This is a genomic window from Enterocloster citroniae (genome assembly GCF_040545455.1).
Lineage (GTDB): Bacteria > Bacillota > Clostridia > Lachnospirales > Lachnospiraceae > Enterocloster > Enterocloster citroniae.
Genome location: NZ_JBEPLZ010000004.1, coordinates 393,452 through 406,530, shown reverse-complemented (window position 1 = coordinate 406,530; position 13,079 = coordinate 393,452). Strand labels below are relative to the sequence as shown.

Here is a 13,079-nt window from a genome sequence, read left to right as displayed (position 1 = left end):
ATTGCTCTTACATTCTAACAGCTTAAGCAACAAGATGGATAATTCCTTACTGGATGTAAGGGATATTAACCATAAATATATTGTAGTAGGAGGAATTATGGCAGAAAATAAGATACTGATCAAAAATGCGGCTGCGATCGTATGCTGTAATGGCAGGGATGATGTTTACCGGAACGCAGACATGCTTATTGAAGGGGAAAAGATCCTGGAGATCGGATACGGCATCCGGTGCGATGACGCAAAAATCCTGGACGGGAAGGATAAGTTTGTGTATCCCGGCCTGGTCAACACCCATCACCATTTTTTCCAGACCTTTGTCAGGAATCTGGCAACCATTGATTACCCCAATATGCTGGTGGTGGAGTGGCTGGACAAGATATACCGGATTTTTCAGAGGATTGACTCGGATGTGATCTATTATTCATCCCTGACCGCAATGGCAGACCTTGTAAAACATGGATGCACCACGGCCTTTGACCATCAGTACTGCTTTACGGTACACACAAAGAAGGAAGCAGTGGACCGCCAGATGGAGGCGGCCTCCCGGATCGGCATTCGCTATCACGCGGGCAGGGGGACCAATACGCTTCCAAGAAGCCAGGGGAGTACCATACCTGATGATATGAGGGAAACCACCGGGGAATTTATACAGGACACAAGGCGCCTGATCCACACATACCATGATCCGGAGCCATTTTCCATGAAACAGATCGTCATCGCACCATGCCAGCCCGTGAACTGCTACGAGGACACATTTATCCAATCGGTCAAACTGGCAAAGGAGACCGGGGCAAGGCTTCACACCCACCTGGGGGAAGGGGAAAATGACATCATGGAAAAGCGCTGGGGAATGCGCACACTTGACTGGTGCAGGCGGATCGGCTTTCTGGGTGAGAACACCTGGTTTGCCCACTGCTGGGAGCTGACGGATGAGGAGTACAAGGTGCTGGGTGCCAATGGCTGCGGCATTTCACACTGTCCATCCCCCGCCATCCTGGGAGGTTTCCCCATCCTTGAAATGAAAAAACTGATGGATTACGGCGTCCTTCTAAGCCTGGGCTGTGATGGTTCGGCCACCAATGACAGCAGCAACCTCCTGGACTCCATCCGCACAGCCTACATGATGCAGTGTTACCACAGCAAAGAGCGGGGCGGCGGTGTTTCCGCCTATGAGATCCTTAAGCAGGCCACGGTTAACGGCGCCAGAACCCTTGGCAGGGAGGACATCGGTTCCCTGGAAGAGGGCAAAGCCGCGGATCTGTTTATGATTGACGCTGGGACGCTGGAACTGGCAGGGGCTGTCCACGACCCGCGCAACATCATAGGCAGGGTGGGTCTGACCGGCAATGTTTACATGACCATGGTAAACGGCAGGGTGGTCTATGAAAATGGAAGGCTTGTGAACGTGGATGAAAGAGGGCTGGCGAAAGAGGGGGAAAGGATCTGTGACAAAGTGCTGAGAGAACCTTGTGAGGCATTCCACAACCTGTTTTGAAATAACTTGTTCTAATGATAACCTGTTCTGAAAAAGACAGAGAAGGACCGGTAATGTGACTGGGTCAGTCGCATCCGGTCCTTTTTCCTCTTTAGTTGGAGACCACCATGGTCCTCAGGCCTTCGGTTGCATTGGGCGCATTGAAGATATACAGTGTGTAGGACATATTGGCGCTCATGTTGGCAGTGGCGGTGGCTACATAGGTAGAAGGGAACGCACCGGTTCTGGCAATGTAGAGCTGATACCATCCCGGGTAAAAACTGGTATAGGGCGTGACCTCCCGGTACCGCACGTTGGTGAAGGCAGTGTAGGAATTGTTCTGGTTCCCGATGGACACATCAAAGGGCCCCAGGTTCTGTGACAGGTTGCAGGTACGCAGGCAGCTGTTTCCCGAAGGAGCATTGCAGGAAATGTCGGAGATTTCCATGATGTCCAGTCCGCTGGCCGTGTTGATGATGGCAATGGTCATGGAGGAGGATGCGCTCACCTGAATGGATTTCTGGATGTACACATACCCGTTGGCGCCGGAAACAGTTACGGTCTGTGTTCCGGATGCAGACTGCACATAGCTGGTGATATCGCCGTTAGCCAGTCCGCTGGCCACCATCCAGTTGCCCAGATACACATAAAATGGCTGATATCCGGTGGAGGCATTGAGGAAGCGCACACGGCCAAAGCTGGTGGCCGTACAGTTAAAGCATGGGAAGGTTATGCCTGGGATCACGGTTACGGACCCGCCTGTGCCTCCTGGGAATACAGGACGGAAAATAGGCGGGAAGGGCCGGTTGCCGCTGTCCACAGGACCGCCTTCACCCGGGTTTGGAAGGGGGATCACAGGGATGCCGCCGTTATCAGTACCATTGCCGCTGTCCACAGGGCCGCCTTCGCCTGGATTGGGAAGAGGAGTAATGGGGATGTCTGCCTCGCTTGTTTCAGCAGCGTTTAAAACAGCATCCGGATACTCATTCACTCTGTCTGTATGATAGGGTTGGTTATTCATAAAGACCTCGCTGATTCATTGATTCAGTATAGTCTATTCAGGTGATGGTACAAATGTGAGTGTTTTTTGAAAAAAGGGAACTGCATTTTTCACCAGTTTATGCATATAATAAAAAGAACCAGTGTATCAGGAGCGTGGGATGTATGTCATGGGAACCAAAGAAAACAGCTGTGTCTGCACTGGGGCTTCCCCGGGATGTGGTCCTGGGAGACGTGCTTGTGAACTTTGTGGGCCGCGGCGAGGTGAACGTGGAAAATTACAGGAGCATCCTTATTTATACAGATACTCTGGTAAAACTGCAGGCAAAAAACTGCAAGGTCCTGATTCACGGAAGCCGTTTGAGGATTGATTATTATACGGCAGAGGAGATGAAGATAACCGGTCAGATCACATCGCTGGAATTTGAAACATAAATGGGCGGAATGCCCAAGTGTTTATAACAAGGAGGGGGCCCGCTTGATTGTTTGGCTGTTACATAACTGGAACGGATATGTAAGACTCCGTCTTCACGGTTATTCACCGGAACGTTTCCTCAACCTGTGCAATGCCAGGAGGCTGGAAGTGTGGGGGCTTATATGCAACCGGGACGGGGACTATGAATTTTATATGACAGTGAAAGGGTACCGCCGCGTAAAGCCTCTGGTGCGCAAAGCGCAGGTCAGGCTGCGTATCATCGGCCGCTTCGGTGTTCCTTTTTTTATTTATAAATACAGGAAACGCTGGTATTATGCCGCCGGTATCGGTGCCTTTTTCCTGGTACTGTATGTCATGTCCCTGTTCATATGGGATATTCAGTTTGACGGGAATTACCGGTACACCTATGACACCCTGATCCGGTACCTGGATTCCCAGGATATCGACTACGGGATGCTAAAGTCTAAGATCAACTGTGAAAACCTTGAAAGCTCCATCCGCACCAGTTTTCCTGAGATCACCTGGGTAAGCGCCAGGGTATCCGGTACAAGGCTGCTGATCCATATTAAGGAAAATGAAGTACTGTCCATTGTGCCGGAAAAGGACGAGACGCCCTGTGACATTGTGGCGTCCCAGGCAGGGACCATTACATCCATGGTAGTCCGCCAGGGGATCGCACAAGTCTCCGTGGGGGATGAGGTGGAGGAGGGACAGGTACTGGTCAGCGGACGTGTACCGATCATTGGCGACAGTGAGGAGGAGATCAATGCATACATGGTCCACGCGGACGCGGATGTGGTGGCCAGGACCACCAGGGAGTATGAAAAGACCATTCCGCTGCTTCACAAGGAACGGGTGCAGACAGGCCGCAAACGCCGGGGATGGTATGTAAAGGCGGGGAAATGGTCATTTACCTTCCTGATGCCTGTAAGGGGACAGGGGGAGTGGGATTACGCCATGGAGGAGCAGCAGCTGAAGTTGTTTTCTAATTTTTACCTGCCCCTTTACATAGGAGATATCAAGGGGCGCGAGATGTCCGCCTATGAGAGAAATTATACCCGGGAAGAGCTGGAGCATATATCCAAAGCCATAAATTACCAGTTTGTCAAAAATTTAGAGGAAAAAGGGGTACAAATTCTTGAAAATAATGATAGAATAGAAACAAGTGTTTCTCAGTGCAGGATAAAAGGTGAACTGGTGACCCAGGAATCCATTGTCAAAACACAGCCTGCCGCAGAACGCATGGAAGAACCTAATAGTGAACCGGAGGAGACAAGATAAGCCTAGATGAGTGTAATTGAGACGATGATTGACATCCCCGCTGAGCATGAGAAGAATGTATGCGGGCAGTTTGACACCTACTTAAAGAAAATAGAACGTACCCTGCATGTGACCATGATCGCCAGGGACGGAGAGATTAAGATCATAGGGCCTGAACAGACCATAGGGCAGGCCAAAAGCGTATTTAACAATTTGATCGAGCTGTCCAGAAGGGGCAACACCATTACGGAGCAGAACGTGGATTATGCCCTGTCCCTTTCTTTTACGGAGAAAGACGGGCAGATCCTGGAGATCGATAAGGATATCATCTGCAGGACTATTACGGGTAAGCCGGTAAAGCCAAAGACCCTGGGACAGAAGAATTATGTGGATTCCATCCGTAAGAAGATGATCGTGTTCGGCATCGGACCGGCCGGTACGGGCAAGACCTATCTGGCCATGGCCATGGCGATCCAGGCATTTAAGAACGGGGAGGTGGGACGGATTATCCTTACGCGCCCCGCCATTGAGGCCGGGGAGAAGCTGGGCTTTCTTCCGGGCGACCTGCAGAGCAAGATCGATCCATATCTGCGGCCTTTGTACGATGCCCTGTATCAGATCATGGGGGCGGAGGCGTATCTGCACAACTCGGAGAAGGGGCTGATCGAGGTGGCCCCCCTGGCATATATGAGAGGAAGGACACTGGATAATGCCTATATTATCCTGGATGAGGCCCAGAACACCACACCGGCCCAGATGAAGATGTTCCTTACAAGGATCGGTTTTGGCTCCAAGGTCATTGTCACCGGAGACCGGACCCAGAAGGACCTTCCCTCCGGCGCGGTCTCCGGCCTGGATACGGCCTTAAAGGTGTTAAAGAAAATTGATGATATCGGATTCTGCTATCTCACCAGTTCTGATGTGGTGCGTCATCCCCTGGTCCAGAAGATCGTACAGGCATACGATGCCTATGAGCAGAAGAACGAGCAGAGGAATGAACAGAGGAACGAGCCAAGGAATGAGCAAAAGGGTTCGGGGAGTGAAAAGCGCGGACGCCGGCCCGGCGCGGGAATGTACCGGGAACGGTAAAAGAATGTACCGGAAACGGTAGGAGAATGCACCGGGAACGGTAAAAGAATATACCGGGAACGGTAAAAAGGAAAGCCCCTGGCCGGATGGACCGGGGAAGTCAAGGAGAAGCTACTGATGACAATATCCATTGAATATGAAGCTGAGAAAAAGCTGGATCTTCCCTATGAGGAGATCATTAACGACATTGTGCTGGCATCGCTGGACTATGAGGAATGCCCTTATGAGGCTGAGGTGAACGTGATCCTCACGGACAATGACGCCATCCAGGAGATCAACCGTGAACACCGCTGTATAGACGCGCCCACGGACGTGCTTTCATTTCCCATGGTGGACTATAAAGTTCCATCGGATTTTGACCATGTGGAGGATGCGGTGGAGGATTATTTTAATCCTGAGACAGGGGAACTGATACTGGGGGATATTGTTATTTCCGTGGACAAGGTAGAGGAACAGGCGGACAAGTATGGCCATTCCCAGACCCGTGAGCTTGCGTTCCTGGTGGCCCACAGCATGCTGCATCTTTGCGGTTATGACCACATGGAGGACGGGGAACGGGAGCAGATGGAGGAAAGACAGAAGAAAATACTGGAAACCAGGGGGTACACAAGATGAGAAAAAGGCTCAGATGGATAGCGGCGGTTGTGGCGGCGGCCGGTCTTATGGCCGGGTGCGCAAAGGAGGCAAGTGTGGATGTTACAGCTGAGTCCGTACCGGAACCTCCTGCCGTGACCACGGAAGCTGAGCCAGAGATCTTCATCCATTCGGAAACCGAACCCGTGGCGGATGACAGTCCCTATGACTACTATCTGCCTGAGGAACGGGTGGAAAAAGACGGCATGATACGCAGTTATCTGACGGGAGAGATGGTGCCTGCCTCCCAGGGCGTCCGGCGTCCGGCCGCTGTAATGATGAGCAATGACAAGGAGGCCAGACCCCAGTACGGCATCAACCGCGCCGGCGTGGTCTATGAGGCGCCGGTGGAAGGCACCATGAACCGCTATATGTCTCTGATCGAGGATTATGACGATCTGGAGCGCATTGGTTCCGTGCGCAGCTGCCGCACCTATTACACCTATTTTGCCAGGGAGTTTGATGCGGTCTATGTCCACTACGGGCAGAGCACCTTTGCGAAGCCATATCTGAGCAATGTGGATAATATTAATGGCCTGGAGGCCATCGGAGGCACGGCATTTTACAGGAGCAGGGACAAGAAACAGCCCCATAACGCCTACACAAGCGGGGAACGTATCCAGGCTTCCATCCGGAAGCTGGGCTATACCCAGGATTACGATCCGTCCTACCAGGGGCATTACCGGTTTGCCAGGGATGGGAAAGGTGTGTCCCTGGAGGAACGTCCCGGGGTCATGGATGCGGTGACGATAAAGCCGGGATATGTGATGAACCAGGCGTATTTTGTATATGAACCCTCTGACGGGCTATATCACCGGTACCAGTACGGGGGCGTGCACCAGGGGGATGAAGGGCCGATTACGGCTAAGAATGTGATCTTCCAGTATTGCCAGTCCGGCTATTATGCCACCACCGAGTATCTGAATATCAATGTACATACCTCTGACTGCGGGTATTTTATGACAGAGGGCAAGGCCATCCCCATCAGCTGGGAAAAGGATGGGGAGTTTGGGGTCACTCATTACTATGACCAGGAGCACAATGAGATCGTGTTAAACCAGGGGCAGACATGGGTCTGCATCATCTCCACCAAGGATTTTGCCAAGTCGGAAATAATTGGAAATGAGGGCGCATAACAAAGAGATATGAATGTACGCACAGCTAAGAAGAGAACCGGAAAACAGAAGGCTGCCAATTTTGTGATACAGGGCAGCATCCTTGCAATGGCAGGCATCCTGGTACGCATCATAGGCATGCTGTACCGGATGCCCCTCAATGATATTATAGGAAAACAGGGAAATGGATATTATACATCGGCATTTAACGTGTATAATATCCTGTTAATATTATCCTCCTACAGTATGCCCGTGGCAGTGTCAAAGATGATAGCGGCCCGCATTGCCAGGGGAGAATACAGAAACTGCAGCCGCATTTTAAAAGCGGCTCTTATTTATGCCACCGTGGTGGGCGGTGTGGCGGCCGCCGTGCTCTGGTTTGGAGCAGACCTGTTCGCGGACCTGATCCGCACCCCCTTTAGCAGGTATGCTCTTAAGACCCTGGCCCCCACCATATGGGTCATGGCTTACCTGGGCGTGCTCAGGGGATATTTCCAGGGAACAGGTACCATGGTGCCCACGGCTGTCTCCCAGATACTGGAACAGATCATCAATGCCATTGTCAGCGTGGTGGCTGCCGGGATTTTGTTTAATGTAGGCGTATCCATGAATGCGGCCCAGGGGGCAAAGGATTATGCCTATGCCCTGGGCGCGGCGGGAGGAACCATTGGCACGGGGGCGGGCGCCCTCACGGCCCTGGTTTATTTTATGATCCTCACATGTTCCAGGGGACAAAAGATGCGGCGCCTGGCCAGGAAGGATGTGTCGGGCAGGACGGAGAGCTACGGACACCTGGTCCATATCCTGACCATCACGGTCCTTCCCATTGTGGTCAGCAGCGGGATCTACAACTGCTCCAATGTGGTGGACAACTATCTGTTCGGCCAGGGGATGTATAAGCTTGGATATCTGGAAGATTCCATTGCCACCTACTGGGGTGTGCTGGGGCAGTACCAGCTGCTTTTTAACATTCCCGTGGCAGTGTCAAATGCATTGTCCTCATCCCTGATCCCGTCTTTGACCAGGGCTGTGGCCAACCGGAACAGAAAGGAAAAACTGGAGCGCATTGCAACCGCGATCCGTTTCTCCCTTCTCATCGCCATTCCGGCTGCGGTGGGTATCACGGTGCTGGCAAAACCTGTCTGCAACCTGTTGTTTATCAGCGAGGACAATACTATGCTGATCCGACTTTCCATGGTCGGCTCCCTGGCTGTGGTATTCTACTCCCTGTCCACGGTGACCAATGCCATCCTTCAGGGCCTGGGCCGCCTGGATGTGCCCATCCGCCATGCAGTGGCCGCTCTTGTGGTCCATGTGGCCGTGCTGGAAGTGTTTCTTCTGGTACTGAAAATGGGGATTTACAGCGTGGTATTTGCAAATATCATCTTTGCATTTGTAATGTGTCTGCTAAACGGACATGCCATTGCAAAGTATGTGAGATACAGACAGGAATATAAGAAAACCATCCTGCTGCCCACCCTGTGTTCCCTTATCATGGGTGCGGCCGCATATGGGGTGTACAGGCTGGTGTACGGCATGCTTCCGCCTTCCATGATGAAGGGAAGGCTTGGGATGGCAGCTGTGGTACTCCCTTCCGTGGCAGTGGCCATTGTGGTATACGCCCTGCTGCTGGTGCGCCTGAAGGCCGTGGATGAGGAGGAACTGATGGCCATGCCGGGAGGCAGGAGGCTTGTAAGGCTTTTGAGAAAGACGCATCTGCTGGCCGGATGACGGCGCTTCCCTGACATCAGAGGGAAAATTTGTGAAAACATGATTAAAATAGCATAGAAAGCAGATACTAACCTTAACGCGCCGGAATACGTTAGGAGGTTAGTCCGATGAAAAAAATACTATACTGCTTTCTTTTGTTTGCCGCAACATCCATCGTATGCCTTGTGGTTGGGTATGGGATCACCAGATACAATATGAGGCAGGAGCAGGCGGTCCCCAATACAGTGATTGAGACAGAGACGGTCAATGACATGGATGACAAGGCTGCCATGAACCAGGAGGAGATAAAACCCATACTGGAGAGTACGTCCCCGGCAGAGGAATACTATCTGGTATCCGAGTCCGGTTTCCTGCTGGTGTTTTGCAGTGACAGAAGCACCATCTGCCTTTACACCCATATTCCGGTCACGGATTTTCCGGAAATGGAACGGGCCAAGCTGATGGAAGGAATATGGTTCCCCTCCATGATGGATGTGTACCATTATCTGGAGTCGTATACAAGTTAGGGCGTACTTGAATATATTTTTTGAGGGTAAGGAGTCTGACATAGATGAGAAAACAACAGGTAGTGATCATAGGCGGCGGGGCCGCCGGGCTGGCGGCCGCGGTGTCGGCTGCCAGGTGCGGCGCCCAGGTGACGATCGTGGAGCATATGGACCGGGTGGGAAAGAAGATCCTGTCCACAGGCAATGGACGGTGTAACATGACCAACCTGTACATGGAGCCGGAATGCTACAGAAGTAACGATAAGAGCTTTCCAATGAAGGTGATCCAGGGGTTCCCTGTAAAGGAGACCCTTGGATTTTTCAGGGATCTGGGTATTGAGCCAAAGGACAGGAACGGGTATATTTATCCCAACTCGGACCAGGCTTCGGCGGTATTGGACGTACTGCGCCAGGAGGTGGACCACCTTGGGGTCCGTGTGCTTCTTTCCTGTGAGGTAAAGGGAATAGAATCTGCAGGTCATACATATCGGGTTAACACCAGCCAGGGGGTGCTGGAGGCAGATGCCCTGATCCTGGCCACGGGTTCCAAGGCCGCGCCTGCAACCGGTTCGGACGGAAGCGGCTATGAACTGGCAAAAAAGCTGGGACACAGCGTGATCAAACCCCTTCCTGCCCTGGTACAGCTCAGGTGCCAGGGAACCATGTACAGGCAGATGGCGGGCATCCGCACAGAGGCCAAGGTAAGCCTGTTCTCTGACGGAAAGCTGCTGGCAGAGGACAGGGGAGAACTGCAGCTCACGGACTACGGCCTGTCCGGCATTCCCATTTTCCAGATCAGCCGGTTTGCTTCCAGGGCCCTGGACCAGGGAAGGAAGGTTATTGTGAAGGTGGATTTTATGCCTTCCTGGAAAGACGGGGATGCCTTTGGCCTTTTGAAAAAGCGGGCGGCCCGCATGGAATACAAGACCGCAGAGGAGATGTTTACAGGGCTTCTGAATAAAAAGCTGGCCCTGGTGCTGATACGTCTGGCGGGCATAGATCCCTGCCGGAAAGCGGGCGGACTGTCCCCGGGGCAGCTGAAACATCTGGTGCAGCAGCTGAAGTCCTATGAGGCCATTATCATGTCCGTGAATCCCTTTGCCAATGCCCAGATCTGCTGCGGCGGAGTGGATGTCAAAGAGGTCAATGCCCTGACCATGGAGTCAAGGATCAGGAAAAATCTTTACCTGGCAGGGGAACTGCTGGATGTGGATGGCATATGCGGCGGCTATAACCTGCAGTTTGCCTGGTCCAGCGGGGTGATTGCGGGAAGGAACGCATCCAACACAGATGGGAGGAACAGGACATGATCCGCATAAACCAGTTAAAGCTGCCTTTGGGGCATGACAGGAAGGATATGATCGAAAAAATATCCAGAATCCTGGGAGTGAAAGCAGAGGAGATCGATACATTTAATATCATAAAGCAGTCAATTGATGCCAGAAAAAAACCGGACATCCTCTACAGCTATGTGGTGGATGTAAGGGTAAGGCAGATATCCGGAAAAAAGGAGGAAAAGCTGGTCCAAAGGCTGAGAAGCAGGGATGTGTCGGTTCAGGAAACCATATGCTATCATCTTCCCGGGCACGGAACCGCAGAACTGGAGCATCCTCCCGTTATCATAGGAACCGGGCCAGCAGGCCTGTTCTGCGGCCTGATGCTGGCAAGACAAGGATATTGCCCCGTCCTGCTGGAGCGGGGGGAGGATGTGGATACCAGGACAAAGCGGGTGGCCGGATTCTGGGAGGGCGGTGAACTGCACCCGGACTCCAATGTGCAGTTTGGGGAGGGAGGGGCAGGAACCTTCTCTGATGGGAAGCTGAATACCCTGGTAAAGGATTCCTTTGGACGCAACCGGGCCGTACTGCAGATCCTGGTGGAATTTGGCGCGGATCCCTCCATATTGTATGTGAATAAGCCCCATATCGGTACGGATGTGCTGAGCCGGATCGTAAAGGCCATGCGCCGTGAGATCCAACAGCTGGGGGGCCAGGTGCGCTTTCTCAGCAGAGCCACAGACTTTGTGGTGGAGGAAGGGCGTCTGAAGGCTGTGGTGGTCAACGGGGCGGAGAGGATCCATACCCGGGTCCTGGTGACGGCCATTGGCCACAGCGCCAGGGATACCTTTGAGGTGCTGTGGGACAGGGGAATCCCCATGGAGGCCAAGGCATTTGCCGTGGGCCTGCGCGTACAGCATCCGCAGACCCTGATCAATATGAGCCAGTATGCTGCAAAGGAGTGCCGGGAGCTGGGACCGGCAAGCTACAAGGTGACCAGGCAGACTTCAGGCGGCAGGGGGGTATACTCCTTTTGCATGTGCCCGGGCGGTTATGTGGTTAATGCCTCCTCTGAACAGGGCCGTCTTGCGGTCAATGGAATGAGTTACCATGACAGGGCGGGGGAAAATGCCAACAGCGCCCTGATCGTAACCGTAACCCCTGAGGATTTTCCTCATACCAGGTGTCCGGCCCTTGGGGGAATCGAATTCCAGCGCAGCCTGGAGGAAGCCGCCTTCCGGCTTGGAAAGGGCAGTATCCCCGTACAGCTTTACGGTGACTTTAAGGAGGACAGGATATCCGCAGCCTTTGGACAGGTCATGCCGGCCTTTAAGGGAGAGTATGCTTTTGCCAATCTGAGGGAAATGCTGCCCTCATATATCTCCCGGTCCCTGTTGGAGGCAATGGAGGCTTTCGGCCATATGATCAAGGGCTTTGACCGGCCGGACGCCATATTGGCAGGCATTGAAAGCCGTACCTCCTCCCCGGTGCGTATGCCAAGGGATGAGAACCTGGAGAGCGCTGTAAAAGGGATCTTTCCCTGCGGTGAGGGGGCCGGGTATGCGGGAGGTATCACCTCGGCTGCCATGGACGGTATCCGCACGGCAGAGGAAATCATCCGCAGATACCGTCCCTTTGAAACATAGAAATTGACGTGACCTGTAAATTGGTGTAAGATAAACAAGAATCACTTGAGAAATTTAAAGGAGTATACCATGGAAATCCAGGAACGTCAGAGCCTTAAGGATAAGCAGAGGGTTGTGATCAAAATCGGTTCTTCCTCCCTGACCCACCCGCAGACAGGGGAATTGAACCTTATGAAGATAGAAAAGCTGATCAGGGTGATCAGCGACCTGCGGGGAGAGGGAAGGGACGTGGTCCTTGTATCCTCAGGGGCCATTGCGGCCGGCAGGCAGGCCCTGGGCCATCACAGGAGGCCGGATTCGCTGGCTGAAAAGCAGGCATTTGCAGCAGTGGGGCAGGCCAGACTTATGATGGTTTACCAGAAGCTGTTTGCGGAGTACAACCAGACAGCCGCCCAGGTGCTTCTCACAAAGGATACCATGGTCAACGATTCGTCCAGGTACAATGCCCAGAATACCTTTGATGAACTTCTGAACCTGGGAGCCATTCCCATTGTCAATGAAAATGATACGGTGTCCACCTCGGAAATCCCCTATGTGGACAGTTTTGGAGATAACGACCGTCTGTCCGCCATTGTGGCCGCTCTGATCGGGGCGGATCTTCTGATCCTTTTGTCCGATATTGACGGCCTGTACTCAGACGACCCCAGAAGCAACCCGGATGCCAGATTCATAAGCCTGGTGCCGGAGATCACCCCGGAATTTCTGGGCATGGGCAAAGCTACATCCGGAAGCGATGTGGGAACAGGAGGCATGTCCGCCAAACTGGCGGCGGCCAGGATCGCCACGGACAGCGGGGCGGATATGGTCATTGCCAATGGGGACCGGGTGGAAGTGATCCTGGAGATCATGGCAGGCCAGGCCAAGGGAACCCTGTTCCTGGCACACCCCAATCTGGACTTTGACCTGATGCATTACCTGAATAACGAATATTAGG

12 protein-coding genes are annotated in these 13,079 nt (G+C 52.9%); 11 read left to right on the top strand and 1 reads right to left on the bottom strand.

The window, feature by feature from the left end; translation table 11 throughout:
• The first annotated feature begins 97 nt into the window (after positions 1-97).
• On the top strand, positions 98-1,495 hold the full coding sequence (locus tag ABID13_RS07815; protein WP_048930525.1) for an amidohydrolase: 1,398 nt from the start codon (positions 98-100) through the stop codon (positions 1,493-1,495).
• Positions 1,496-1,586: 91 nt separating this feature from the next.
• Here ABID13_RS07815 and ABID13_RS07810 read toward each other — a convergent pair whose 3' ends face one another.
• Positions 1,587-2,495, bottom strand: a complete 909-nt coding sequence (locus ABID13_RS07810) for a DUF4397 domain-containing protein (RefSeq protein ID WP_007864138.1) — start codon at positions 2,493-2,495, stop codon at positions 1,587-1,589.
• A 143-nt stretch (positions 2,496-2,638) separates the two neighbouring features.
• On the opposite strand from ABID13_RS07810, the gene ABID13_RS07805 reads away from it, so the two are divergent.
• The 10 genes from ABID13_RS07805 to proB all read left to right on the top strand — a co-directional run bounded on the left by ABID13_RS07805 (position 2,639) and on the right by proB (position 13,078).
• Positions 2,639-2,908 (top strand): YabP/YqfC family sporulation protein, encoded by a 270-nt coding sequence (locus ABID13_RS07805; protein ID WP_007864139.1) that lies wholly within the window; start codon positions 2,639-2,641, stop codon positions 2,906-2,908.
• A 43-nt stretch (positions 2,909-2,951) separates the two neighbouring features.
• Entirely contained in the window at positions 2,952-4,190 is a 1,239-nt protein-coding gene (locus ABID13_RS07800) for a sporulation protein YqfD (protein WP_007864142.1), read from the top strand.
• 6 nt (positions 4,191-4,196) lie between these two features.
• On the top strand, positions 4,197-5,258 hold the full coding sequence (locus tag ABID13_RS07795) for a PhoH family protein (RefSeq protein ID WP_007864144.1): 1,062 nt from the start codon (positions 4,197-4,199) through the stop codon (positions 5,256-5,258).
• A 117-nt stretch (positions 5,259-5,375) separates the two neighbouring features.
• Positions 5,376-5,873 (top strand): rRNA maturation RNase YbeY, encoded by a 498-nt coding sequence (gene ybeY, locus ABID13_RS07790; protein ID WP_007864146.1) that lies wholly within the window; start codon positions 5,376-5,378, stop codon positions 5,871-5,873.
• Positions 5,870-7,027: a DUF3048 domain-containing protein gene (locus ABID13_RS07785; RefSeq protein ID WP_007864147.1), complete on the top strand. Its 1,158-nt coding sequence runs from the start codon at positions 5,870-5,872 to the stop codon at positions 7,025-7,027. The genes ybeY and ABID13_RS07785 overlap by 4 nt, the downstream gene beginning before the upstream one ends.
• Positions 7,028-7,036: 9 nt before the next feature.
• Complete coding sequence (locus tag ABID13_RS07780; protein ID WP_007864149.1) at positions 7,037-8,737, top strand: putative polysaccharide biosynthesis protein; 1,701 nt, start codon at positions 7,037-7,039, stop codon at positions 8,735-8,737.
• Positions 8,738-8,844: 107 nt separating this feature from the next.
• Complete coding sequence (locus ABID13_RS07775; RefSeq protein ID WP_007864151.1) at positions 8,845-9,243, top strand: hypothetical protein; 399 nt, start codon at positions 8,845-8,847, stop codon at positions 9,241-9,243.
• A 44-nt stretch (positions 9,244-9,287) separates the two neighbouring features.
• On the top strand, positions 9,288-10,532 hold the full coding sequence (locus tag ABID13_RS07770; RefSeq protein ID WP_007864161.1) for a BaiN/RdsA family NAD(P)/FAD-dependent oxidoreductase: 1,245 nt from the start codon (positions 9,288-9,290) through the stop codon (positions 10,530-10,532).
• The gene (locus ABID13_RS07765) at positions 10,529-12,145 is read left to right on the top strand and encodes an NAD(P)/FAD-dependent oxidoreductase (protein WP_007864163.1); all 1,617 of its coding nucleotides are present in this window, start codon (positions 10,529-10,531) and stop codon (positions 12,143-12,145) included. The genes ABID13_RS07770 and ABID13_RS07765 overlap by 4 nt, the downstream gene beginning before the upstream one ends.
• 69 nt (positions 12,146-12,214) lie before the next feature.
• A complete protein-coding gene (gene proB / locus ABID13_RS07760) occupies positions 12,215-13,078 on the top strand; it encodes a glutamate 5-kinase (RefSeq protein ID WP_007864165.1) in 864 nt (287 codons plus the stop codon).
• Position 13,079: the final 1 nt, after the last annotated feature.

Coding starts and splice junctions, on each gene's coding strand:
- ABID13_RS07815 (WP_048930525.1), top strand. CDS start 98: ATGGCAGAAAATAAGATACTGATCAAAAATGCGGCTGCGATCGTATGC.
- ABID13_RS07810 (WP_007864138.1), bottom strand. CDS start 2,495: ATGAATAACCAACCCTATCATACAGACAGAGTGAATGAGTATCCGGAT.
- ABID13_RS07805 (WP_007864139.1), top strand. CDS start 2,639: ATGTCATGGGAACCAAAGAAAACAGCTGTGTCTGCACTGGGGCTTCCC.
- ABID13_RS07795 (WP_007864144.1), top strand. CDS start 4,197: ATGAGTGTAATTGAGACGATGATTGACATCCCCGCTGAGCATGAGAAG.
- ybeY (WP_007864146.1), top strand. CDS start 5,376: ATGACAATATCCATTGAATATGAAGCTGAGAAAAAGCTGGATCTTCCC.
- ABID13_RS07785 (WP_007864147.1), top strand. CDS start 5,870: ATGAGAAAAAGGCTCAGATGGATAGCGGCGGTTGTGGCGGCGGCCGGT.
- ABID13_RS07780 (WP_007864149.1), top strand. CDS start 7,037: ATGAATGTACGCACAGCTAAGAAGAGAACCGGAAAACAGAAGGCTGCC.
- ABID13_RS07775 (WP_007864151.1), top strand. CDS start 8,845: ATGAAAAAAATACTATACTGCTTTCTTTTGTTTGCCGCAACATCCATC.
- ABID13_RS07770 (WP_007864161.1), top strand. CDS start 9,288: ATGAGAAAACAACAGGTAGTGATCATAGGCGGCGGGGCCGCCGGGCTG.
- ABID13_RS07765 (WP_007864163.1), top strand. CDS start 10,529: ATGATCCGCATAAACCAGTTAAAGCTGCCTTTGGGGCATGACAGGAAG.
- proB (WP_007864165.1), top strand. CDS start 12,215: ATGGAAATCCAGGAACGTCAGAGCCTTAAGGATAAGCAGAGGGTTGTG.